25 protein-coding genes and 2 pseudogenes are annotated in these 22,863 nt (G+C 61.2%); 9 read left to right on the top strand and 18 right to left on the bottom strand.

Annotated elements, in window-relative coordinates; genetic code table 11:
- Positions 1–23: 23 nt before the first annotated feature.
- The 4 genes from BACI9J_RS21370 to BACI9J_RS21355 form a co-directional block, all read right to left on the bottom strand.
- On the bottom strand, positions 24–677 hold the full coding sequence (locus BACI9J_RS21370) for a hypothetical protein (protein WP_159736134.1): 654 nt from the start codon (positions 675–677) through the stop codon (positions 24–26).
- A 326-nt stretch (positions 678–1,003) separates the two neighbouring features.
- Positions 1,004–2,098, bottom strand: a complete 1,095-nt coding sequence (locus BACI9J_RS21365) for an FtsX-like permease family protein (protein WP_159736133.1) — start codon at positions 2,096–2,098, stop codon at positions 1,004–1,006.
- Entirely contained in the window at positions 2,095–2,739 is a 645-nt protein-coding gene (locus tag BACI9J_RS21360; protein WP_159736132.1) for an ABC transporter ATP-binding protein, read from the bottom strand. Before BACI9J_RS21360 ends, BACI9J_RS21365 begins: the two co-directional genes overlap by 4 nt.
- Positions 2,736–3,824, bottom strand: a complete 1,089-nt coding sequence (locus BACI9J_RS21355; RefSeq protein ID WP_159736131.1) for a peptidoglycan-binding domain-containing protein — start codon at positions 3,822–3,824, stop codon at positions 2,736–2,738. Before BACI9J_RS21355 ends, BACI9J_RS21360 begins: the two co-directional genes overlap by 4 nt.
- Before the next feature lie 228 nt (positions 3,825–4,052).
- Between BACI9J_RS21355 and BACI9J_RS24505 the strand changes: the two are divergent.
- Together BACI9J_RS24505 and BACI9J_RS24500 are read left to right on the top strand one after the other, a co-directional pair.
- Positions 4,053–4,421 (top strand): annotated as a pseudogene (locus tag BACI9J_RS24505) (recombinase family protein); the annotation flags it as partial.
- Positions 4,422–4,515: 94 nt separating this feature from the next.
- Positions 4,516–4,722 (top strand): helix-turn-helix domain-containing protein, encoded by a 207-nt coding sequence (locus tag BACI9J_RS24500; RefSeq protein ID WP_236558807.1) that lies wholly within the window; start codon positions 4,516–4,518, stop codon positions 4,720–4,722.
- A 233-nt stretch (positions 4,723–4,955) separates the two neighbouring features.
- On the opposite strand, the gene BACI9J_RS21345 is transcribed toward BACI9J_RS24500, so the two are convergent.
- Positions 4,956–5,303, bottom strand: coding sequence for a hypothetical protein (locus tag BACI9J_RS21345; protein ID WP_159736130.1), 348 nt, complete (start codon positions 5,301–5,303; stop codon positions 4,956–4,958).
- A gap of 111 nt (positions 5,304–5,414) precedes the next feature.
- The gene (locus tag BACI9J_RS21340) at positions 5,415–5,819 is read right to left on the bottom strand and encodes a hypothetical protein (protein ID WP_159736129.1); all 405 of its coding nucleotides are present in this window, start codon (positions 5,817–5,819) and stop codon (positions 5,415–5,417) included.
- A 92-nt stretch (positions 5,820–5,911) separates the two neighbouring features.
- Between BACI9J_RS21340 and BACI9J_RS21335 the strand changes: the two genes are divergently transcribed.
- The gene (locus BACI9J_RS21335) at positions 5,912–6,376 is read left to right on the top strand and encodes an SOS response-associated peptidase (protein WP_159736128.1); all 465 of its coding nucleotides are present in this window, start codon (positions 5,912–5,914) and stop codon (positions 6,374–6,376) included.
- Entirely contained in the window at positions 6,298–6,525 is a 228-nt protein-coding gene (locus tag BACI9J_RS24495) for an SOS response-associated peptidase family protein (protein ID WP_236558806.1), read from the top strand. Before BACI9J_RS21335 ends, BACI9J_RS24495 begins: the two co-directional genes overlap by 79 nt.
- Before the next feature lie 611 nt (positions 6,526–7,136).
- On the opposite strand, the gene BACI9J_RS21330 is transcribed toward BACI9J_RS24495, so the two are convergent.
- Entirely contained in the window at positions 7,137–8,390 is a 1,254-nt protein-coding gene (locus BACI9J_RS21330; RefSeq protein WP_159736126.1) for an MFS transporter, read from the bottom strand.
- A 56-nt stretch (positions 8,391–8,446) separates the two neighbouring features.
- Here BACI9J_RS21330 and BACI9J_RS21325 point away from each other — a divergent pair, with 56 nt between their 5' ends.
- Positions 8,447–9,400 carry an ArsR/SmtB family transcription factor gene (locus tag BACI9J_RS21325; RefSeq protein WP_159736125.1) on the top strand — a complete coding sequence of 318 codons (954 nt, stop codon included), beginning with the start codon at positions 8,447–8,449 and terminating at the stop codon, positions 9,398–9,400.
- Positions 9,401–9,449: 49 nt separating this feature from the next.
- On the opposite strand, the gene BACI9J_RS21320 is transcribed toward BACI9J_RS21325, so the two are convergent.
- The 3 genes from BACI9J_RS21320 to BACI9J_RS24490 all read right to left on the bottom strand — a co-directional run bounded on the left by BACI9J_RS21320 (position 9,450) and on the right by BACI9J_RS24490 (position 11,097).
- On the bottom strand, positions 9,450–10,001 hold the full coding sequence (locus tag BACI9J_RS21320; RefSeq protein WP_159736124.1) for a dihydrofolate reductase family protein: 552 nt from the start codon (positions 9,999–10,001) through the stop codon (positions 9,450–9,452).
- 41 nt (positions 10,002–10,042) lie between these two features.
- Entirely contained in the window at positions 10,043–10,369 is a 327-nt protein-coding gene (locus tag BACI9J_RS21315; RefSeq protein WP_159736123.1) for a hypothetical protein, read from the bottom strand.
- Between the two features lie 86 nt (positions 10,370–10,455).
- Complete coding sequence (locus tag BACI9J_RS24490; protein WP_236558805.1) at positions 10,456–11,097, bottom strand: hypothetical protein; 642 nt, start codon at positions 11,095–11,097, stop codon at positions 10,456–10,458.
- A 214-nt stretch (positions 11,098–11,311) separates the two neighbouring features.
- Here BACI9J_RS24490 and BACI9J_RS21305 point away from each other — a divergent pair, with 214 nt between their 5' ends.
- Positions 11,312–12,262 carry a MauE/DoxX family redox-associated membrane protein gene (locus BACI9J_RS21305; protein ID WP_159736122.1) on the top strand — a complete coding sequence of 317 codons (951 nt, stop codon included), beginning with the start codon at positions 11,312–11,314 and terminating at the stop codon, positions 12,260–12,262.
- 65 nt (positions 12,263–12,327) lie between these two features.
- On the opposite strand, the gene BACI9J_RS21300 is transcribed toward BACI9J_RS21305, so the two are convergent.
- Positions 12,328–12,816: a MarR family winged helix-turn-helix transcriptional regulator gene (locus BACI9J_RS21300; protein ID WP_159736121.1), complete on the bottom strand. Its 489-nt coding sequence runs from the start codon at positions 12,814–12,816 to the stop codon at positions 12,328–12,330.
- 105 nt (positions 12,817–12,921) lie between these two features.
- Between BACI9J_RS21300 and BACI9J_RS21295 the strand changes: the two genes are divergently transcribed.
- Positions 12,922–14,193 carry an amidohydrolase family protein gene (locus BACI9J_RS21295; protein WP_159736120.1) on the top strand — a complete coding sequence of 424 codons (1,272 nt, stop codon included), beginning with the start codon at positions 12,922–12,924 and terminating at the stop codon, positions 14,191–14,193.
- 28 nt (positions 14,194–14,221) lie between these two features.
- Here BACI9J_RS21295 and BACI9J_RS21290 read toward each other — a convergent pair whose 3' ends face one another.
- Positions 14,222–14,788 carry a type 1 glutamine amidotransferase domain-containing protein gene (locus BACI9J_RS21290; protein ID WP_159736119.1) on the bottom strand — a complete coding sequence of 189 codons (567 nt, stop codon included), beginning with the start codon at positions 14,786–14,788 and terminating at the stop codon, positions 14,222–14,224.
- Between the two features lie 192 nt (positions 14,789–14,980).
- Between BACI9J_RS21290 and BACI9J_RS21285 the strand changes: the two genes are divergently transcribed.
- The gene (locus tag BACI9J_RS21285; RefSeq protein ID WP_159736118.1) at positions 14,981–15,472 is read left to right on the top strand and encodes a DUF2975 domain-containing protein; all 492 of its coding nucleotides are present in this window, start codon (positions 14,981–14,983) and stop codon (positions 15,470–15,472) included.
- Positions 15,472–15,759: a helix-turn-helix domain-containing protein gene (locus BACI9J_RS21280; RefSeq protein WP_328699811.1), complete on the top strand. Its 288-nt coding sequence runs from the start codon at positions 15,472–15,474 to the stop codon at positions 15,757–15,759. Before BACI9J_RS21285 ends, BACI9J_RS21280 begins: the two co-directional genes overlap by 1 nt.
- A 166-nt stretch (positions 15,760–15,925) precedes the next feature.
- On the opposite strand, the pseudogene BACI9J_RS24800 reads toward BACI9J_RS21280, so the two are convergent.
- The 6 genes and pseudogenes from BACI9J_RS24800 to BACI9J_RS21250 form a co-directional block, all read right to left on the bottom strand.
- Positions 15,926–16,717, bottom strand: a pseudogene (locus BACI9J_RS24800) (Gfo/Idh/MocA family protein); the annotation flags it as partial.
- Between the two features lie 32 nt (positions 16,718–16,749).
- Entirely contained in the window at positions 16,750–17,769 is a 1,020-nt protein-coding gene (locus BACI9J_RS21270; protein WP_159736594.1) for a LacI family DNA-binding transcriptional regulator, read from the bottom strand.
- 45 nt (positions 17,770–17,814) lie between these two features.
- Positions 17,815–19,272 carry a GH1 family beta-glucosidase gene (locus BACI9J_RS21265; RefSeq protein ID WP_159736116.1) on the bottom strand — a complete coding sequence of 486 codons (1,458 nt, stop codon included), beginning with the start codon at positions 19,270–19,272 and terminating at the stop codon, positions 17,815–17,817.
- A complete protein-coding gene (locus BACI9J_RS21260) occupies positions 19,272–20,174 on the bottom strand; it encodes a carbohydrate ABC transporter permease (RefSeq protein ID WP_159736115.1) in 903 nt (300 codons plus the stop codon). The genes BACI9J_RS21265 and BACI9J_RS21260 overlap by 1 nt, the downstream gene beginning before the upstream one ends.
- Positions 20,171–21,265 carry a carbohydrate ABC transporter permease gene (locus BACI9J_RS21255; RefSeq protein ID WP_159736114.1) on the bottom strand — a complete coding sequence of 365 codons (1,095 nt, stop codon included), beginning with the start codon at positions 21,263–21,265 and terminating at the stop codon, positions 20,171–20,173. Before BACI9J_RS21255 ends, BACI9J_RS21260 begins: the two co-directional genes overlap by 4 nt.
- 63 nt (positions 21,266–21,328) lie before the next feature.
- On the bottom strand, positions 21,329–22,648 hold the full coding sequence (locus tag BACI9J_RS21250; protein WP_159736113.1) for an ABC transporter substrate-binding protein: 1,320 nt from the start codon (positions 22,646–22,648) through the stop codon (positions 21,329–21,331).
- Between the last annotated feature and the right edge of the window lie 215 nt (positions 22,649–22,863).

Genomic DNA, 22,863 nt, shown 5'->3' with positions numbered 1-22,863 from the left:
CAAGTCTCCTGCAGCGACTTACATTAGTGCCATGTTCGTGGGCACTTTCCGAGGGCTTCGAAGTATTTGTCTTCACTCATTGCCGAGGGATACAGGTCGATGTATGGGTCCCATCCGCCAACGCCGCTTTGGACCTGCTCCACGAATGTCTGCTCAGATGGCGGACTTCCGGGGTCGTGGCCTTGGGCGGTGAGGCAGTCTGCCGTCGCCACCACCTTCGTGTACATTTCGCGGACTTGGTCGTCTGAATAGACCGGGGCGACGTCGTACCCGAAGGATGCTTCGCATGCTTTCAAATCAGCATTGTATGGTTCTTCCTGACCGGCCGGCACGGTCATGTTTACCCCGCCATCCGGCTTAACTTCTACGTCCCAACCTTTTTCCTGAAGACACCTCTCCATGTTTTCAGCCGCGTTGTCTAGATCTTGGGCTGTTGGAGTTTCGTCGCTCGGACTTGGCGAGCCGGTGCCAGCGCAGCCTGCAAGCAGGCCGAGGCTGACCATGCTGGCCAAGGCCAGCATGGTCAGCCTCGAAGATTTCGCTGCTACCAAAGCTTGCACCCGGTCGACCATCCGGCGCTGTTCCAATAGGCGGCGCTCGTGTAGGCATAACCATTTGTAGCTCTCTGGCTGTTGCCCGTGACAGAGTTCGTGCGGCTCGTCCCCGAGTGCTGCCACCAGCCTTGCGAGATTGAACCGTTGTCGTTGTAGACCTTGATATCTTGAATGCCGCTGGAGGTCAGGATCATTCTAGGGCTGTCGGGCCACCAGCACTCCCTGCCGCCGAAGTAGGCGCTTTGAGCCGCAGACGCTGGCACTGCTGATCCAAGCGCGAACGCCGTTGCCAGCACGGCCGCGCCAACAATGGTTTTTGTCTTTTTCAAGTTATTCCCCCCGGTTAGTAGACTGCACCCCTCGCGCAGCCTGTGGCTAGCTTTGCGACCCTCCGTCAGAAAGTCAAAGTTATTGGAGGAAAGACGATCTTCGATACCCGGACTGTCCATTCACGGCACGCGGAGTTCTCGGATGGGTTCTCGGGAACTGGCGACGATGGCCGGAAGAAGTGCGGCGGTGAGCGCGGTGGTTAGCGCGAGGGTTGCCAGCGCTGTAGTGAAACCGGCTCCTGGCCAAGGGTCCCCGCTGGCGAGGAGAATGATCATGGACGCGATGATGCCAATGACGATTCCGATGCCGGCTAACAGGGCTGTCTGTGTAAGGAGCAGCCCAATGATGAGACCTCGAGTGGCTCCGAGAGCGCGGCGCCGGCCGAAGTCTTTGCGGCGCATCATAACGAGGCCATAGAGGAGAACGGCGACCAGTAGGCCAGTCAACGCCAGCAGGGCGAGGATGAGTCCACGTGAGAAAGATCCAAGTTGCCCTTCGATCAACGAGCGAAGCTGAGCGAGCGTTGCGCTGGTCTGCACGTTTATCTTGCTTGGATCATCGGCGTCCAATATCGAAAGAACCGCGGCGCTTACTGGTGCGACAAGGTCGGGACGTTCAGCTATCACGATGAGAAGACCGATGCTTTCGGTCCCGGTTGAGTGCTGACGCGGTACTAAGACCACTGGTTCGAGGCCAGCTAGGAAGTCCGGCACCTCCATAGAGCCGACGAGGCTAAAGGAGTCTCCGGTGTTCAGTGAGATACCGCCGCTTTGATCGGGGAGGCCGAGCTGCTCGAGTGCCGCGGGAGAGGCCCAAGCTGATGTATCGGGTATCGCCGGATCTGTGGGGACCCCGAGTCGCTCAATGTGGGTGCCATAGAAGTATCGAACGGGCACTCGGGTCCCGCCTGGGATAGCGGCGTTGGTGGCGTCCACGGCTGTGGAGAATCCACCCGCCCATTCGATGCCTTCGATGGAGGCCAAGCGCTCCAGGACGCTGCTGGTGAGTCCGGATCCTGCTTCGGCTCGGAGCTTTATGGATCGTGTGTCGACGGAATCGATGGAGCCGAGTACCTGCTGCTCGGCTCCCACGGTGCGGCCGGTGGTGAGCATGACTGCGACGATCATAGCGATGAGAACGAGCACCGTAATCGACGAGGCCACGGGCTGGGATCGGGCCGAGGCCGAAGCTTCCCGGAGCACCGACGGGATCACAGTCGGATCTCCCTGTCGCAGAGGGTTGCGACGTCTAGTGAATGAGTGACCACAATGACGGCAGCCCCCGCGCGGGCGCGTTCGCGCATCGCTGCAACGACGGTCTCGGCGGTACCGGCATCGAGGTTCCCGGTCGGTTCGTCCGCTAGTACGATCACTGGGTCGTTCAGGAGCGCACGACACAGGGCGATGCGCTGGGCTTGCCCGCCGGAGACCTGCCCGGGCTTTCGAAGGACAGGAACGTCAACGCCAAAGCGCTCAAGGAGTTCTTGCGCCTGTGACGTGACCTTCGACCGCGGGAGCCCGCGATAGAGGGCCGTCTCAGTCACATTGTCGAGAACGGTTCGAGTTGCGTCGAGCGCGGAATCCTGGAAGACGAAGCCGTAAGAATGCGCGCGAAGCCTGGCCCGCTTGGTATCGCTGAGGTCCCCGCAGGTACGCCCCGAAACAAAGACCTGACCTGCACTAGGGCGTAGCATCAGCCCAAGCAGGTAGAGCAACGTGGACTTCCCCCGGCCCGAAGGGCCGGTGAGCGCGGTCATGGTTCCGGCTGGGAACTCAGCTGACCAGTTCTCGACGACCGGTCTGTCCGGTACGTACCCGAATGTCACATCGCGCGCTTCAAGGACGATGTCATTCATGGTGCGGCTTTCGCTGAGCCAGGGACTCGGACTGTCAACCCAGCCTCCGCGCCACTGATGACAGACATGCCCTTCGCAGATGCTTCCACGACGACTGGAATGCGGGTGCCCTCAGCATCGACTACCGCGGTCTGTCCGTTCGCAGTAGTGATCAGCGCGGATGAAGGTATGACGAGTCCGGTCACCTGTGGCACCGTGATGATCTTTGCCGGTAGCATCACCTCGCCCGCGACAGGAACCGTGCCACACTCCTCACCACAGATGACGTTGCCGCCATCTCCTGACACGCTCACCTGGATCGCGCCGGTCTTCGAGTCCAACGCCTGATCTGCCGCTACCCCAATCCATGTGCTTCCCTCAGGAGAGGTGATCTCGATACGAGTTCCAGCGCGGATCGTCGTGGCCTGAGTTTCTGTGACCGATAGTCTAAAGTCCGGGGACGTGGAAAGCCCGTTCACTAAGCGCTCACCCCCGACGAGCCTGGTGCCGAGTTGCACTCCGTCCGTGTCTAACGTGATGCGAGTGGGCAACGTCGGGACGAAAACGACGTCCCCGAGCTCCACGACACCGGATTTCTCCAGCCCAAGTGATCCTTGCCACTCCTTGATAGCACGGACCGTTCCGGTACCCGTCATCCCATCGATCGCGCCGCCATAGTATCCCAGGGCCGCGAGCATCGACTGCAACTGCTTGACATCCGCTCCAACGGTATTCGCCGCAAGGGCGCGGAATGCCGGGACTTCGCCTTGTGCAACCACAACCGGCCTGAGGTTCACGCTGTAGAGCCGCGTTCCCTGGACTACTTCTTGGCCACCTTCGACATCGATGCTGGTCACCACGCCCGTCGCCGCGTTTATGCCTGCTGGGACCGGTGTCCACTTCGCAATGGCGTTCAAGCTCAACGACGCACCCACCTCGCCCTGAGCAACCTCAGCAAAAGTGTGATCGGTCGCAACAAGCGGATCTTCAGTTGGCTGGAGCACCGTCAGCAGTGCCCAACTGCAGGCGGCACCAATGAGGAGCAAGAAGATTACCCCAACTCCAACGCTGAACCAGCGGCGTGCCGGGCGGCGGGGTTGAGTCATGACAGCAACTCTAAGTGATCGCTACGGGCTGCACCGCGATCAGTCCAGGGACTCTGCGGAGCTTTCTCATATGCAGGAAGGTTCCCCATGGTTCAAACCTAACCTTGCGGCTCACCGGCCGCCGTCAGGAGCCGCAGTTGCAGCCACTACTTGCCCGACTAGAAGTCCAAGGCTAATCATGCCCACGGATAGCAGGGCAGTTTTCTTCTTTGTCAATTTTCCCCCAATATGCAGGCACCTGCTGTGCCGGTTGCCGGTCACGATACCCAACTCCTTTTGAAGTCGCCAGTCACGTCGGCATCGGGCCCAATTCGCTGGTGCCACACCTTACAGAAGGCCGGATGCGACAATATCTACCAAGACACGATCAGCGGCACCAAGTCCCAACGCCCCGGCCTCGACCAAGCACTGGACAACCTGCGCGAGGGTGACACCCTGGTGGTGTGGAAGCTGGATCGTCTGGGCCGGAGCGTGAAAGACCTCCTGGACTTCGCCGGCAGACTGAATGACCGCGGCGTAGGGTTCGTTAGCCTCACCGATGTGATTGACACCACGACGGTCTCGGGACGTTTCTTCTTCAACGTCATGGCTTCCCTGGCCCAAATGGAACGGGGACCCATGGTCGCACGCACGCAGGCCGGACTGCCGGCCTCGCGCGAACCAAGGACGGGTCGGCGGCCGCAAACGCATCATGACGGATGCCAAGATCCGCTCAGTCCGAAAGCTCCTCAACCAGGGAACACCGCCCCGGGAGGTCGCCGACACCCTGGGAGTCTCCGTACCCACCCTCTACCGATGGGTCCCGGCAGCAACCGACCGCGGCACCAAAGAAGTAGTTCCTGCTGGTTGGTGCAAAGGACTACTGAGCAGAATGCTTTTCCGTGCAGGGCACTTCTGACATCTCAATGTCCATACTCGTCTGCACTACCTCGGAATTCCGCGGGTGCCAGTGCAGTCGACTTCTGAAAATGACGGGTCCGGGCCTGCGGGGGAGTATCTCGCCAGTGGTGTCCCAGTTCCAAGGAAGTGGGACGGCTAACCGTGTAGCGTTTAGGGCACCACGCCAGCCGAGGATGAGCGGTCATGGCGCAGGGTCCGCTTGAGGATCCCCGACCGACCGCAAGACGGCTGCTAAGTACGTAGAAGTGTGTCGTGGACCGCCACGTGCTCGCCGACCCGTACGATCAATTCGCCGCCCATTCCTTCCCAACGGGACCAGACGTGGAACTCAATGACGCCGCGCTCGTCTCGGACACTGATCTTCACCGGGGTCTCTCGTTCAAGAACAAGGCGCACTTCGTCACCGTTGAGCCAGCGGATGCTCGCTGACCCAGCTATCTCGTCCCAGGTGAGCGTTACGGTGCTTCCGTCGTTCCCCCACGCGACCAGAGAGACCACCCCAGGCTGATCAGACGGCTCGACCCCAACCCCGATATCACTCAGGTCTTCAAGCCTTGGAACTTCAAGCTGCGCGCTCATAACCACATGCTGCCATACCAGCCCGCCACAATGATCGGGCCAGCTGCACGCTGGAGGATCCCCTTACGTGCGGCACCGCACGGATTCCACGGGTCCGGCGAGTCTCTCCGCTCAGGCTTCGCCTTTACACGTCGCTATATCGTAGCCGGTAGCAGTGTTCTGGCTGATGACCTTACCATTCACCGAGATGCGGCAAATGACGTAGTTGCTCCCTCCGCGGCCCTGGGCGCTGATATAAACGAAATCCCCAGGATCAAAGGTGAACGTGAGGCCGGTGTCGCTGGCTCCGGCACTCTTCTTTTTCAAAGGGATGGAGACATCTTGCTGGCTGGTCCCGGTCGGCGTCTCCATGGTGATCGACGCACCCTTCTGCCCCCCGACCACTTCGTAGAGCACCTCGCTGGTGGTTGGGACGGTGGATCGGCTGCTGGTTGATGCCGCGGATGAGGAACACGCCGTGAGCGCTAGCGCGGAAATAACCAAAATGCCGACGAATACTGATGGCTGAAGCCTCATCGTGCCCCTAATACACTGTGAACACACCAGAAGCAGCAACCAGGAAAGTCTTGGTTGCGTGATCCAAGCAGGGCACAAGGCAGAATGGGCTCATGTGCGGCAGATACGTGATGTCCAAAGCAACAAGCGACCTTCTGAGCCACTTCGAGGCCAAAGAGGTCGATGGCAGCCCTCCAGGACCGAGCTGGAACGTCGCCCCGACCCAGAACGTGCCGATCGTGGCCGAACGCCTGGACGAGGGCACCCTTGACCGGCGCCTGCTGGTGGCCCGATGGGGTCTCGTGCCGTCCTGGGCAAAGGACACCAAAATCGGGTCCAAAATGATCAATGCCCGGAGTGAGACGATCCTGGAGAAGCCGTCCTTCCGCTCGGCCGCAGTCAAGCGCAGAGCCATTTTGCCTGCCGAGGGCTACTACGAATGGCAGAAGCCGAGGACGGGAAGAAGATCCCGAACTATCTGTTCTCGGAGAAAGAGCCGTTGCTGGGCTTCGCCGGCCTGTACGAGTTCTGGCCCGATCCGGAGCTGCCCGAGGACGATCCCGAACGGTGGCTACTGACCTGCACAGTCCTGACCACAACCACCCAGGACGCTTTGGGACACGTCCCTGACCGTTCGCCGGTCATTATCCAAAAGGATCGCTTCGCGGAGCCAGATAAAAGACCGCAACGGGTCTCAGCCCATGAAGCCACGAAGAAGGGCTGCTGAGAAGAGGACCAAGGAAATCGTTGAGGAGTCGGGCAGCCGGGGCGAGGCGGAGGTTTCATTCAGTAAGAATCAAATAAAAGCTCACAAAACCATGTCACGATTCGGTCAGTGGCTTCACTACTAAGTAAGTGACAGGCTGCTGGGTGCATTTCGGATGCGGAACCGCGGCCACGGTTGATGGGAAGACGAGACCCTTTCGTCGGCCGGTCACTGCGCACTGGCAAGGCCCCATATGTTGGCTGGCCGGCTGTGCGTAAAGTCCGCTTGCTCAGCGGACAGTGTGGCCGGTTCTGACTTAGACCCCCCGGGCCGGCCACACACCCCCCGAGTCCAGTAGGAATCCCGGTACCGTCTCGCGTAGTAAATCGTCCCTTGGCGCTACATATCCACCGAGACAGCGAATGCTTTTGGGGAGACGGGTATGGGGCAAAAGGACTGCCGGAACAACTACTGCCTGGAGGGGTGGATCTGGAAGCAAATGGGCGAGTTCCCTGATGGGCCTTGCCCGGATTGCTCGGCTGGGGATGAGCCCGTTGACCCGGACCATCCCGTCGGGCTGGCTGGGGAGCATGTTTCCGGCGGGGGGGGCAGCCACCAGGGCCTGTGACCGCTTAGGCTACTACCGCCGTCGTCGACGCCTTCCGCGCTATCAGCATGACTCCCGCCCCCGCCGCAAGGAAGACGGCACCCAGGATGCCCCAACCAAACGCGCCATGTTCGACGACGGCGGCGGTCACCACGAGCGGTGCGAGCATGGCCCCCAGGGCGGATCCCATGCCGAACATTCCTTGGTAAGCGCCTGCTTGGAGGGGGTTGGCCAGTTCGAAGCTGAGTCCCCAGGCTCCGGCTTGCGAAAGGATTTCCGCGAATGCGTGAAGGAGGGCCGCGCCGCACAGCAGGGCGATGGCGGCGACGACCGGCGCCCCGCCAGCCGAGGCGTAGAGCACGCACGCTACAGCCATGAGCAGGCCACCAGCCATGACGATATTTCCTGCACGACGGGGGTGGTCGGTGCCGCGCGACAACGGAACTTGCAGCAGGACCACACACAAAGTGTTAATGACAAGGATGGCGGATATCAGGACGTCCGGGGCGCTGGTGTCTTGGGAAATCCACAACGGGACGCCCATTTCGGCGAGGCCGAACTGCATTCCGGAGATACCGGACAGCACGGTCAGAAGCACGTAGCGGCCGTCCCTGAAGGGGGATACTCCGCGCTTCGGGGCGGGGTTGGCGGGATCGTGGCGCGGTGCGTCTACCCGCTTGGGGAGGCGGCGCAGGGACAGCCCGCTCAGGATGTAGACAACACCGGCGCCCACCATCATTCCCCGGAACGCGCCCGCGGTTCCGGCCAAAAGTGCCAGTCCGGCAACCATCCCTCCAACGGCGATGCCCAGGTTGGTGACGGTCCGGAGGACTGCGCGCGCATTCACCCGGTTCGGACCGTCGAAGGCCCGGGCGATGATCGCGGAGCGCGTGGCGTTCGCACCACGGTTGACCCCTACCGCGATACACGCAATCACGACGACGGTGCTGAAGTTCCCCGCGAACGTATAGCTTGCGATCGCGAGACCTTCGATGGCGACCATTCCAACCAGGAGCCGGCGTGCGGAAAAGTGGTCGGCGAGGCGGCCCCCGATATAGGACGTGGCGACGCCCACGCCGCTGGAGACGGAGAGGATCACAGCAATTTCAACGGCACTCAGTCCGACGAAGCGGCTGAAATACAGCACCGTCAACGTGAGGAAGATGCCGCGGCCCAGGGTGGACACGAGAATGGCAGAGGCGAGGATCCTCAGGGTGGGATCTGACAGCGCCGCGCGGAGGCTGTGCTGCGGGGCTTTGTTTATGCGGGATGTAGTCACGCCCCAAGTTCTTTCATTCCTGGAGGGTAACCGGTATTGATGTAGCGTTGTGCTTCATGTTGAAGTACGAGTTGTCAGACGCGGACTTGGGCGGTGTGCGGTTTGGCATCTCACCATTGTGTGAACTTGGGCTGTCCCTCAGAGCCATTCGAGACCCCGGCCACTATCCACTTCAGCTTCCTTGGTTGCGTCGGACAGAAGAGGCCCGCTCCCGCTTGGACCTGGACGGATTGCTGGCCTTGGTGGACAACCGATTGTGGACACCGGACTTCCTGAACCCCCGGCCTCACTCCCCGCTCACCCGGATCGATGACGAGTTCGCGGCCTTGGAGCAGATGTCAGCCGAGCAGTTCCATGGAGACCTGATCCGGGTGCACGGCGCTGTTCCCACGTTCTTTTCCGGCCCTGTCGCTCCGGCCATCCGGCGTATGGTCCGTGTCCTTCGGGAGTTCTGGGACACCTGCTTCGCACCTCATTGGGCGCGAATGCGCACCATCCTGGAAGCGGACATCGTCCACCGGGGCCGGCAGATTGCGCAGGGCGGGCTGTTTGCAATGCTGAACGACTTGTCCGGCGCGGTGGAGTTCGATGGTCGCGTCATTTCCGTGACACTGAAGAATCCGGCGTCGCGGACCGAGAAAACGGACGGCCTTGGGCTGACCCTTGTTCCCACCATGTTCACCCGCAGGGCCTCCGCACCCGTGAATCACGGCGACCCGCCGCTGCTCGAGTACCCGGCCCGGGGCCAAGGCGCCATGTGGGAGGCGGAGCGAATCACAAATCCGGCTGCAATTGTGGCCGTGCTGGGTGAGGTCCGGACCAGCCTGCTCACGGCACTGGCTACCCCGGCCTCGTCCACCGAGCTCGGCCTACGCTTCGGCGTCACAACGTCCGCAGTGAATCAACATCTCAGGGTGCTACGCGACGCCGGGCTCGTGACCTCAACCCGTTACGGCCGAAGCGTGCTCTACTTCAGGAGCGAGCTGGGTGCAGCGTTGCTGCAGGGGTGAGACGACTGAGGCGGGCCGACGGCGACTGGCGGGTGTCGCCGTCGTGCGTTCAGTCTTTTAGAAGGCTGTACGTGCTGACCACGTTGCCCTTGCTGGTGGCGTACTGGTTCTCCAGTACGAGCCGGTGCAAAGGATCGCCTTCTTCGAAAAGTCGTCGGCCGCTGCCAGCCACCACCGGGTGGGTCATCAGGGTCAGTTCGTCCAGGATGCCTGCGAACAGCAGCTGACGGACCAAGGAGATGCTGCCGCAAACGGCGATTTCGCCACCATCCCGGGACTTCAGGTCCGTGACGAACTGCTCAACATCGCCCTCGATCAGATGCGAGTTCTCCCATTCAAGAGGCTCAGACAAGGTGCGGGATGCGACGAACTTCTCCACAGGGTTGATAAAGGCGGCAAAGTCGTCGTCTTGCTGCGCATTCGGCCAATATCCGGCCCACTCCTGGTAACTGACGCGGCCCAACACCACGGTGTCCACAGTGTTGATCATCTTGGTCAGTCCGGTGCCGAGTTCGGCGTCGAAGCTGTCGAACTGAAACTTGAAGGGGTCCTGAACTACGCCGTCCACTGAGTGGAACAGGCCGGCGGTGACTTTGCGCATGTGTAACTCCTGTTGGACGGCGGGTACTTGACTTGTTGGGGTTAGGCGGCGCGGTTGGCGGTTTGAAGGCTGCGGGCCGGAAGTGCGGTCACGTTGCCGAAGTCCGCCGCGAGGCGCACCGGAACAGCGTGGAGTGCGGCGTAGCCCTGCAGCTGTTCGAGGGCATCTTGGTCAATAGTCGCCTTGGATAGGTCCATTTCGACGCCGAGTCCGCCGCCAAGGCTCCTGGTGCGTTGGACCACCGGGTAAAGCCCCTGGAGGCTCAAAGCGGTCACCCGACCGGTTGCTGCGATCTGGATCTGTTCGCCGTCAACGTCGACGCGAACAACTACGGAGAGCTTGTCGCTGGCCAATGTACTGCCTTTCATCCTTGCTGCCACGCTGCAGCGTCCCCCAGCGTATGCGGCGAGTGTGACCTGCGCAACATTACGACGGTACTTCGCTGCCCAAAGCTTTAGGCGGGGGACATTAGCCCCGTGAAGTTCAGCGTGCCGGCTCCGGTGTTGACGAATGGAACGGGAGCGACGATGCCGGTTGCGGTGGTGCGGATATCCCAGCAAAGCTTAACCGGGCATTGCAATTGAATAAGGCTGGGAAGGCCTACCAGGACCATGTTGAAATTCACGCAAAGCTTGGTGGGTACCACCGGATAGCCGGAGACGAGTGAGCCGCCTACCGGGAAATTGGTGCCTGAAAAGATTGCATTCATGTTGAATGCGCTGATGGAGCCGAACGTTCCAACGCCGGTACCAAGCCCGGCAGTGGAATTGTAGGTGCTTCCATTGGACATGGTCAGTATGGCGCTGGTCATGATGGCGGAGTATGCCGGTTGGAAAAGGCTGACGTCACAACCGCTGGAATCCACGTTCAGCGCAGAAACGATAGCGAGAGTTCCAGATTTGTTGGACACGAGAACCTGCGAGGTGAACGGCAGTGGGATAGCGCCGGGCTCAAAACATCCGGGGCAGGCTGGGGGTGGAACAGAAGCCGCAGCGGCCGGAGCTGCAACGGCCGCTGCGATGGCGGGCAGCGACCAAGCTGCACCCTTTGCGACCTTGCGCCTGGTAATCTTGCTTATTTCTTGAGGATCGGTCATTTCAATGAAACCTTCCCGAGACTGGGACCAGTAAAATTCGATTGCTGAAATGCACTCGATAAGGGATGTCAGCAAGCACTCCCACGGGAATTTACATCAGGTCAACATAGTGAATGAACTCGCTAACTCAAATGTCCTATTCCGCATTTCCTATCTGATCCCGAGGATTTGCGCGGCGCCCTCTCATCCCTAGTCTTGGGTAGTGGACTTTCTCATGTCTTTTTCGTCCTTATTCGGCAGTCTCGCCGGCTGTGTTGCGGTCATGTTCCTCGTCGCGGCCTGGGCCAAGCTCAGGTCCCCCGGAGCGGTCGCTGCCGGAATGGAATCCCTGGCTGTCCCTTCCTTCCTCAGGCGCCCACTTATTGCCCAGGGTCTGCCGTGGCTGGAGATGCTCATTGCGCTGGGCCTACTGGCCGCTCCGGGAAAGTGGTACTTCCCCTTCTCGGCAGCGGCACTGATGCTTTCCGGGGCGTTCCTGGCCGCTGTGTGGCGAGCAGCGGTTCGGGACCAGCCGGCGGAGTGCAATTGTTTTGGTGCCAAAAAGACCACCATCAGCTGGTGGACAGTCGTCCGGAATGCTGTGCTCACTCTTGTGGCAGCAGGGGCCCTGGTGGGAGGCGGCCCGGGGATCCTCTGGCGTCACGACCTATCTACTGTGGTTGTGGGCTTCCTGGTGCTGGCCCTGGCCGTACTGGCTGGAGTTGCGATGGCTCCCGAAATAGCCGGTGGAGAAAAGGGCGTGCCAGCCGTTAAACGGGCCGCGGAATTGGGCCTTCGGGACATCCGGCTTCAAACGGTGAACCTGCAAACAATTGCTCGTGATTGCCCTGTAGTGCTGCTGTTCACCAAGAAGGGTTGCCCCTCATGCATGATCGCCGGTGACGCACTGAATGCATGGAGGAGCCGAGCGGCCGGCCTTGCCACCGCGCGCCTGGTGCTGGACGAATCACCTCACAGCGCCCTTGAAATGCATCCGGACATGGCGGATTATCTGCTTCTTGATTCCGGAAGGATGGCGGCCCGCCTGATGAACATCAGCAAGTTCCCCAGCGCATTCCTGATCGGACGCGATGGCGATTTCGCCACCCCCGCGATTGAAGGAGCGAAGGATATTGCCGAGTTCCTGGATGTTCTGGGCGACACCTTGGTTGGTGGTGCCGGGTGACGTGGTGCCCCTTGATTGCGCCGACCCCTACCGGAATTTGTGATGACTTGGAGCCAGCGCTCACCTTAGTCGTCCGTTGAAGGCCGGGGCAGGGATGCCGTGGCCGTAACGTACTTGTGCAGCAACCTGGCGAATTGGATCCGCTCCTCATGTTCCCAGTCCTTGGTGATGTAGTCGAACGCCTGCCGCTGTTGACGGCGGGAGTGCGCGAGTGTCTGGTGCCCTTGGGAGGCGAGTCGGAGCGTGATGCTTCGCCCATCCGTTTGGGAAGCGACGCGCTCTAGTAGACCTTCAGACACGCAGCGGGCTACGAGCCGGCTGACTGCGGTCCGATCCATCGATAAAGCCGCGGCAACGGCGTTCACGCTCAAGAGGCCGTCGGATTCTTCAACCACCGCCAAGAGAAGGTCACGTTGGATATTGGTTCGTTCGATCGGGGGGTCCAAGGGAACGCTTGAGGTCCGCCGCCGCAGTTTGGAGAAAGCTGTGCCGATCGTCTCCAGAAGCGCCTCATCATCGGGAGCCTTCATGGAGTCGGGGCTCTGCTCATTCATAACTTCTCCTAAAACTGCGTGCAACTTGTCACATAGATGATACTATGCACGTATTGAAGCGAGGCCATCGACTGATGCATAACACGTGAAACGGGGACTATTCCTATGCGCACTGCAATTGTGGCTGACCGGGTATTTGACGGTACCAAGAACCTGGGCCGGAAGGTGGTAGTCCTCGCTGACGGTCTCATCGAGGCAATTATGGAGAGAGTCCCGGAAGGAACCGAGGTTATTGACGCCCCGGGGACAACGCTTCTCCCGGGTTTGATCGATGCGCACGTCCATACCGACGTCAATGGGCTGCGGATGGCGCTGCAGTTCGGTGTGACCACCGAGCTGGAAATGCAAGGCGTCAACACGGCCCGGGACCGGGACCATATTATGCAGAACGACTCATTGGCGGATGTGCGTTCTGCCGGTTTTGGGCTGACCCCGCCCGGTGGCCATCCGGAGGAGTTGTTCCCCAAGGACTTCCGTCCGGAGCGCGGAAGCGGTGGCCGGGGCGGGGGCCTGGCCGCCCGGCCGAGGGTGGACCCCATTGTGCGTGCGAAGGTCACTTCGCCGGAGGAAGCCATCTCCGTTGTACAGCAGCTTGCCGGCGCCGGCTCTGACTACATCAAATTCATGGTGGACGACGGAACTGTCGAAGGGCACCCGGGCCTGCCAATGCTCGATCAAGCCACACTGAACGCCGGAGTAGCGGAAGCACGCCGGCTAGGCATGACCACGATCGCGCACGCCCTCACTCTTGACGCGACGCGGATGAGCATCGAGGCCGGAATTGATGGTTTGGCACATCTGTTTATGGATCGTCCCCATACCCCCGAGATAGTGGACGCGATCGCTCAGTCCAACACTTTCGTGGTTGCGTGCGTGGTTCTCAATGCTTCCATGATGGGGATAACAGGGGCCCCGCTTGCAGATGATCCGAGGGTAGCGTCGAAGCTCTCAAAGGAGTGGGATGAAACTTTGCGCAGTAGCTTCAACCGTTTCCCTCAGGGCAGTCTTCAGGACGTTCTGAACACCTTGCGTGCGCTGGACGAGGCTGGAGTTGACCTGCTCATAGGTACGGATGTTTCCCAGCCACTGCCGTTCTTGGGCGGCTTGGCCCACGGTGCCAGCGTTCATCAGGAGCTCCAGCACTTCGTGGACGCCGGCCTGGCGCCCACGAAAGTGCTCAGCTCTGCAACGGAAGTCACCGCCCGGCGTTTTGGGCTCACCGACCGTGGAACCATCGCGGTGGGGCAGCGCGCAGACCTGCTCCTGGTCGACGGCGACCCCACCATTGCGATCAGCGACACCTTGAACATCCGCGACGTCTGGCGGCGCGGAACACGCGCCGGCCGGTTCGAGCACGCGGTGTCTGTGCCCAATTAAGCCCCATTTATTGGGGGCCGGTGACCCGCTAGGCGGTCTGCCCTGCGTGCTGCCCCTCGGAGATTTCCTCGACCACCTTGGCATTGAAGGCGGGGAGGTCGTCCGGGTTGCGGCTTGTGACCAAGCCCTGGTCCACCACCACTTCCTCGTCCGTCCAAGTGGCACCCGCGTTCTTCAGGTCCGTCTGGAGCGTGTGGTACGAGGTGACGTTGCGGCCCTTGATCACGCCGGCCTCAATGAGAATCCACGGCCCGTGGCAGATGGACGCCACCGGCTTGTGCTGCTCAAAGAATGCGCGCGTGAAGTTCTGCGCGTCTTTATCAACGCGGAGGTGATCCGCGTTGATAACGCCGCCGGGAAGAACCAGGGCGTCAAAGTCGGAAGCGTTGGCATCGGCGACGGCGAGGTCGACGTCGAACGTGTCACCCTTGTCCACGCCATTGAAGCCTTGGAGTTTTCCCTTGGAGGGAGCCACGAGCGTTGGCTCGCCTCCCGCGTCCTTGACCGCCTGCCATGGGCTGGTGAGTTCCACCTGCTCCACGCCGTCCGTCAACAGGAATGCGACCTTCTTGCCTGTGATGTTGTGTTCTGACATTGTTCCTCCTCCATGGCGCGGCGGACTGCTTTTTAGCGCGTGCCGCCGCTGTGAGAGTTGTTTGTCTGACCTGTTCAAGCCTAGGGAAAGAGGCTTTAGTAAGCAAGCTGACTATCTACGGGAGCCATAACTCCACTTGCTTAACTATCGAATATCGATAGAATAAGGTTGTTCTTCGATAAAGGAGTTCCCATGGGAAAGCTGACCATCCTCGCCTTGAGGGTAGTAATCGCACTGCTGCTGGCAGGTGCAGTATTTGTGCAGGTACGGATGGTGCCGCTGCTCTCAACTGACCTTATTGAGGCCGGAGCTCCGGACGGTCCCCGCATTGCGCTGCTGGCAATCGTGGTCCTGGGAATTCTGTGTGTCCAAGTGGTTGCAGTGTGCGTATGGCGTTTGCTGACCATGGCGCGCCGCGGGACGGTGTTCTCCCACAGGGCTTTCCGATTTGTGGACGTCATCTTCGGAGCCATCGCATTCGCAGCGGTGCTGATGTTTGGCATCGCAGTGATCCTGGCGCCAGGTGAGACAGCCCCTGGCATTGTGTTGCTGATATGCGGGGCGGCGTTGATGATCGGGGGAGTGGCCCTGATTGTGCTGGTGATGCGAACCCTCTTGGCCCAGGCTGTGGCACGGGATGTTGAAGCCGCTGAACTCCGGGCCGAGCTGGATGAGGTGATCTGATGGCCATCATCGTGGACATCGACGTCATGCTGGCCAAGCGCAAAATGCCCGTACGAGTTCTCGCCGAGAAGGTGGGCATCACCCCGGCGAACCTGGCTGTACTCAAGAACGGGCGTGCGAAGGCGGTCCGTTTTACTACGCTCGAAGCGCTGTGTGAGGTGCTGGAGTGTCAGCCAGGTGATCTGCTGCGATGGGAGTCTGAGGATCGCTGGGATAGCGGAGGCCCATCTGCCGACGAGCTTCATCCAACAGCTCCATGGTCCCAACCGACTCCTCAGGAGTCATGAACGGGCTCTGGGTCAGCCCGGCTTGGAGGCAACGGGTCACCTCGCGCAGCTCGTAAATGAACCCATGCCCGGACGCCTCAAATTTCTCCGTCCGCAGCGTGCCGCTACGAGGCTGAATGGTGAGCTCGGCCGGATTGAAAAGGGGAGCAGAGGACCGCAACCAACCCTCGGAGCCTCCTACCGTCACTACGCTGGGGCACTCTGCACCGATTGAGGTGATGACCTGTGCATATGCTCCGCTCGGGTAGCTCAGGGCCAGTGAATTCTGCAGGTCCACGCCCTCAGGAGTTATAACTCCGCTGGCAAGCATGCTGCCGGGCTCACCGAAAACTCCCAGCGCCCACGTCAACGGGTAAATGGCGAGGTCCAGCAACGCTCCACCGCCGGCGGCCGGATCCCAAATCCGGGCTTTGGGATCGTAGGCAGGCACGAAGCCAAGATTGGCCTGAAGCCAGCGTGGTTCTCCGATTTCTCCCGAACGCAGGATCTCCAAGGCTCTGCAGAAGCTCGGCAGGAACCGGGTCCACACAGCCTCCATCAGGAACAGTCCCTTGTCCCGGGCCAGGTCAGCCAGTTCACGGGCCTGCACGGCATCCATGGCGAGGGGCTTTTCGCACAGGACGTGCTTGCCCGCCTTGAGTGCGGCCAAAGCGACCGCGTAATGCTGCGCGTGCGGCGTGGCAACGTAGACCACCTCGACGGCGGGATCAGCGAGCAGCCGCTCGTAACCGAGCGTCTCTCCGACGTCGGAATACGCCGCAGCAAAGCCGAACTTCTCCGCGAAGGTCCGCGCCGATGCCTCCGAGCGGGAGCTGACAGCCTGGAGCACGGCGTCTTCAAGGAGCGCGAGGTCTTCCACTACGCGTTGGGCAATGGAGCCTGTGGCCACTACGCCCCAACTGATGGGGCGCCCTGTTGCCAGCGAAGGTGCGACGGTGCTGATTGGAGCAGGAAGCATGAAACAGCCTTTCGAGGCACAGTATGAAAGAGCTAAACGGAGTCCCGGATCACGATCGAGGTGGGCATTCTGGTGACGCGTTCTGCCGGTTTGCCCTCGATCAGGTTCACCAGGGTCTCGGCCATCTTCTTGCCGAGTTCAACAATGGGGTGATGCACGGTGGTCAGGGCAGGTGTTACGGAGGTAGCAAACGAATCATCGTCAAAACCGACCACGGCGATGTCCTCCGGGATGCGCAGGCCTCGCCCTTGGATGGCGGTGTAGGCACCGGCAGCCATCTGATCGTTCGCAGCGAATACGGCGTCAACGGGTACACCACGATCCAACAGGCGGTGCATTGCCTTGGCGCCGGAGGCCAACGTGAAGTCGCCTTCCTCCATCAAGCCCTCCCCAAGACCCGCCTCCCGTACGGCTGTTCTCCACCCGGCGAGGCGGTCCAGGCCCGGGGGCATGTCCTGCGGGCCGGCAATGGTGGCAACGTTCTTCCGGCCACTTTCAGTCAGGAGCCGTGTGACCTCGTAAGCCGCTTGCTCGTTGGCAACATCCACGTAGTAGCTCTCCTTGCCGCCCACCAAGGGGCGACCAGCGAACACCATGGGAAGTGACCCCGAGAGGTGCGTCCACGAGTTATCACCACTGTGGTGGGACACCACCAGGACGCCGTCCACGTTGCCACCGAGCAGGAAGCTGCGGGTCTTCTCCGGTTTCGATTCGGAGGAGATCACCATGTTCAGCGTGTACTCGGTGTCAGTGAGATACAAGGCGATGCCCTGCACTACCGAGGCGAAGAAGGGATCCGCGAAGACCTTGGACGTGGACTCCGGAACGATCAGCGTGACCGTGTTCGCGCGGCGTTTGGCCAGCGAACGGGCAGCACGGTTTGGTGTGTAGTCCAGCGCCAGGATGGCTTTCCTCACGGACTGCGCCAACTCCGGGTCCACGCTGGGGCTGTCATTGACCACGCGGGACACGGTGGCCCGCGACACCCCGGCCAAGGCAGCCACCATTTCAAGGGTGGGTACCGGCCGGGGGCCGCTGGTGTCCTGCGTCATGGTCATCTCCGGAACGTAAGAAAAAGTATGCCTCTGAAGGCTACTTTAGGCGTTCACTGTGGCGTCGGCCGATGCCTTGGCCGAGGCGATGACCCGGGAATATGCCAGTCCGCTGTCCTTTACCGTGCGCTCAAAGGTGCTGTAATCCACGCGAACCACTCCGAAGCGCTTGCCATAGCCCCAGGACCATTCAAAGTTGTCCAGGAGGGACCAAACGAAGTAGCCCCGGACGTCCGCACCTTGGTCCAATGCCTCACCGACTGCCGTGATGTGGTCCAGGACGAACTGGGTTCGCTCGGCGTCGTGGACGGCGCCGTCCGGACTGACAGTGTCGTCGTAAGCCGCACCGTTTTCCGTGATGTAGAGCGGCGGCAGCGTGGCATATTCCTCACCAAGGCGCACCAGCAACTTCCTTAGCCCATCCGGGTTGACCTCCCAGTTCATGGCGGTGCGGGGCAGCCCACGGCTTGGGAACGCGATGTCCTCGGAACCGATCCAGCACGACGACGTCGGGCGGGTTGCGCCGCCAGAGTGGCCGTCGCCGTGTTCAGCAACGGGGTGACCGCTGATCAGGTCATCGTGATAGTGGTTGACGCCCAGGAAATCGATGGGAGTCCCAATGATGTCCAGGTCGCCGGGCTTGATGACGTCCCGGATGCCGAACTGCTCGAGGTCGTTGAGCGTGTCCTCAGGGTAAGCGCCGCGGAGGATCGGATCGAGGAAGATCCTGTTCTGCAGCGAATCAAAGCGGCGGGCGGCATCAAGGTCCACAGGATCGGAAGGATCCCGCGGGATGGAATTGCTGAGGTTGAGTGTGATCCCCAACTGCCGGGCGCCGCGGCTCCGCAGCTCGTTGACCACCAGTCCGTGGGCGAGGTGCTGGTGATGGATTGCCGCGACGGCAGCCTCGGGTTCCTGACGGCCGGGGGCATGCACGCCGGCCGCGTAGCCAAGAAGTGACGAGCAGAAGGGTTCGTTGAACGTGGTCCAGTGCTGAACACGGTCGCCCAGCGCCGAATAGACGTCGTTCGCGTAGTCCACAAAGCGGTAGGCGGTGTCCCGGTTGGCCCAGCCGCCCTTCTCCTCCAGCGCCTGCGGCAGGTCCCAGTGGTAAAGGGTCAACCAAGGGAGGATGCCGGCGTCGAGCAGTTCATCCACAAGGCGGGAGTAGAAGTCCAAGCCTTCGGCGTTCGCGGCCCGGCCACCAGGCCGGACGCGGGACCAACTGGTGGAGAACCGGTAGGAATCCAAGCCCAGCTCTTTCATGATCCTGACGTCCTGTGGCATGCGGTGATAGTGCTGCACCGCGTCCTTCAGCGTCTCGCCGTTGGCTATGGCGCCCGGGATACGGGCGAAAGCATCCCACACGGAGTCTTCCTTGCCGCCTTCGTGGCTGGCGCCTTCCACTTGGGCTGCGGCGGTAGCCGAGCCCCAGAGGAAGCCCTTGGGCCACACCCTGTTAAAGGGGGTGATCGCGGGGTGGGTTGTTGCTTCGAATGGCATTAGCCCTTCACTGCTCCTTGCATGATTCCGGAAATGAGTTGACGTCCCGCCAGGACGAAGAGGGCCAGCAGCGGAAGTGTTGCCATGACGGCGCCGGCCAGGACAATTGAGTAGTCCACGTACCGGGCCGACTGCAGTTGGCTGAGCGCCGTCTGCAAGGTGGGGTTGCCGGCGTCGAGCACCAGCAGGGGCCAGAGGAAATCAGTCCACGCCGTCATGAACGTGAACAAGCCCAGGATTGCCATGGCCGGACGCGCCGCGGGCAGCGCCACATGCCAGAACGTGGAGATCATGGATGCGCCGTCCATGCGAGCCGACTCGATCAGCTCGTCCGGGATCACATCCACCAAATACTGCCGCATGAAGAAGACACCAAACGCTGTGACAAGAGTAGGAATCACGACGGCGCCGATCTCACCTGTCCATCCCAGCGTGCGCATCAGCATGAACAAAGGAATGATGCCCAGTTGGGTGGGGATGGCCATGGTGGCGATCACGGCCACCATCAGCCAGTTCCGGCCCCGGAAGCGCAGCTTGGCGAACGCATATCCGGCCAAAGTGGAGAACCCCACCACGGAGATGGTGATGATGCCCGAGATCAGGACGCTGTTGCCGAGCGCCAGCCAGAACGGGACGGTATCAAAAACTTCCCCAACGTTGGTCCAGAAATTGCCGCCCGGAGACAGCGGCGGCCAGGTTTCCCCGAGCGCTTCGTTGGAGCGGCTACCGATGATCACGGACCACCACAACGGATAGGCCGAGGCCAGGAAGAACGCCAGCAGCAACCCGTAGGTGAGGAAGCCGGGCCGGCGGCCGTTGCCAAAGAGGGCTTTGCGGGTGGCCAGGGCTCGGGAGGTCTGCTGCTTGGCCGGGGTTTGTGGCCGGTTTTGTGTGAGGGTCATTTCCCGCTCCTCGGGGTCGAGTCTGGTGCCGCTGCTGGTGCCGCTACCGCCTGGGCGCTGAGTCCGGCGTCGTCGGCTTTTGTGTGCGCAGCGGAACGCTTACGACGGCGGCGGCTGGCTGCTCCGCGATCGTCGCCATTGGTGGCGATGCGGCGGGAAATCAGCCAGTTCACGATGCCGAAGAGCAGGATGATCAGGAACAGGAGCCAGGCAATGGTGGAGGCCTTGCCGAAGTTCTGCCGCTGGAACGCCATCTCCCACAGGTACAGCACGGTGGTCTGGAACTGGCGTGCCGTTCCGCCGGCCGCCACGGGATCGAAGAGCCTTGGCTCGGTGAAGATCTGGAGCCCGCCGATGGTGGCTGTGACAATAACAAACACCATGGTGGGCCGGATGCTGGGCAGCGTGATGCTGAAGAACCGGCGGACCGAGCCGGCGCCGTCGATTGCCGCGGACTCATAAATATCGCGCGGTACCGACTGCATGGCGGCCAGGAGGATCAGCGCGTTGTAGCCGGTCCAGCGCCAGTTCACCATGGTGGCGATTGCGATGTGGCTGGGAAGGGTGTCGTTCTTCCACATGATGGGATCGATGCCGAAACTGGACAGGATGTTGTTGATCAGCCCGTATTGCTCGCCGAACATGTTGGTGAAGATCATGGCAACAGCCACGGGAGTCACAACGTAGGGGAGCAGGATGCTCATGCGCCAGAAGGTCTTGGCGCGGAGGTTCTGGTCCAGCACCGCAGCGATGATGGTGGCCATGATCAGCTGGGGAATGGTGGAGATCAGGAAGATGCTGACGGTGTTGAACAGGGAGTTCCAGAAGAACCTGTCCTGCAAGACCTCAACAAAGTTTTGGAATCCCACGAAGTCGCCCTGGCCTTTGAGCAGGTGCCAGTCGAAGAGGGAGACGAAGAATGTGTAGCCCAGGGGGAAGAGGCCCACCAGGGCAAACAGGATGAAAAACGGGGCAATGTAGAAGTACGGGGACGCCTTCATATCGAAGACGTTCAGGCGTTGGCGGAAGGTGGGTTTTGGCTTGGTGGCGGCCGTTCTGCCGGCTGCCGGGCGGTTCAAGGTGGTGGTCATGGTCGGGTCTCAGACTCTGTGAGGGGGCCTCCGGTTTCCCGGAGGCCCCACGGCCGGGTGCTGCTAGTTGTTGACCACGAGGTCGTTGAGGAGCTTGACGGCTTCATTCCACGCTTCATCGGCGGTGCCCTTGCCCGAGTCGAGCATCTTGAGGGCGGGGCCGAAGACGTTCTCCTGGATTACGGAGTCATCCGGACCCTTGAACTGGGCAATGACACCCTCAGCGCGTGATTCAAAGATGGCGCCATAGGGAGCATTGTTGAAGAGTTCGTTCGGCTTGGCTGCTTCAACGATCTTTGCCTGTGCTTCGAGGGTGCTGGGGAAGTTGTTCGCCGCAGCGGACTGCTTGATCTGCTGCTCAGGTGCGGTCAGCCATGCTGCCAGCTTGGCCGCTTCAGCGGGGTGCTTGGAGGTCTTGGGAACTGAGAGGAAAGCACCGCCCCAGTTGGAAGCACCGCCCGGGAAAACGTCTGCAACATCCCAGCCACTTGCTGCTCCGCCACCTGCTGACTCGAGCTGGCCCTTGATGGTGCCGAGCATCCACGCAGGGCAAACGTGCGTGGCGAAGGAACCGTCCACGAATGCCTTGCCGTTACCCCAATCGAACTGGGTCTGGTTGGCGGACAGGCCATCGGCGGTGCCGGCAGCGAGCATGTCGAACTTAGCCCGCATTTCCTTGTTGCCCTCGACGTTCAGCTTGCCGTCCTTGGTGTAGTAACCCTCATCCATCTGGTTGACCATGGAGTTCCACACAAAGCCGGACTGGTCATACCAGGCCTTGCCCGTTGCCTCTTTGTACTGGCGGCCCAGCTTGAAGTACGTTTCCCAGCTTCCGTCCTTGCCGCCGAAAAGTTCCGCCACTTTCTCACGATCACTCGGCAGGCCGGCAGCTTCAAAGAGCTTGCCATTGAAGCACAAGGCCTGCGGCCCGATGTCCGTGCCGTAACCAATCACGCGGCCGTTGGGGTCCGTGCCCTGCTTGAACTTCCAGTCCACCCAGTTGCCCTTGATGTCCTCGGCGCCGTACTCCTTGAGGTCCACAAACTGGTCCGAGACCTCCATGATGGAGCCGAGCCAGCCTTCCTCGATAGCCGTCACGTCGCTGAGTCCGGAACCTGCTGCCAGCTTGGTAAAGGCATCCGTCCGGGCGTTGGAGCCGCGGTCAATATTGGTGGCCTCGATAGTGACGCCGGGGTTCTGCTTCTCATATTCGGCATACAGGTCGTCGTATCCGAAAGTGCCGAAAGTGGTCACGGTCAGTGTGACGGGGTTGTCGGCGCTCGCCGCCTTGTCGCCGCCCCCGCCGCTGCAGCCTGCGGCCACGAGGGCCAGTGAGGCTACGCCCGCCAGGGCAGTGAATTTCCTTAGTCGCGAAAACTCCACGATCACTCCTTTGTGTGTTCGAGCGACCGTACGCCAATGGCGAGAGAGCGCTCTCTGGGATGTGGGACCACAGTATGTGCTGCAAGTCACGTGCGTCAAGAGAGCGCTCTCTGGCGATTCGATTTGTGTCATCAGAAGTCTGCCCGGATCCCCGGCTATGCCAGCGCTCAAGAAGATGGGCGGAGCTCCGGGATAGTAGGCTGTGCTGGATGACG

The organism is Arthrobacter sp. 9V, from assembly GCF_902506065.1.
Classification (GTDB): Bacteria; Actinomycetota; Actinomycetes; order Actinomycetales; family Micrococcaceae; genus Arthrobacter.
This window is presented reverse-complemented; position numbering and strand designations above follow the sequence as displayed.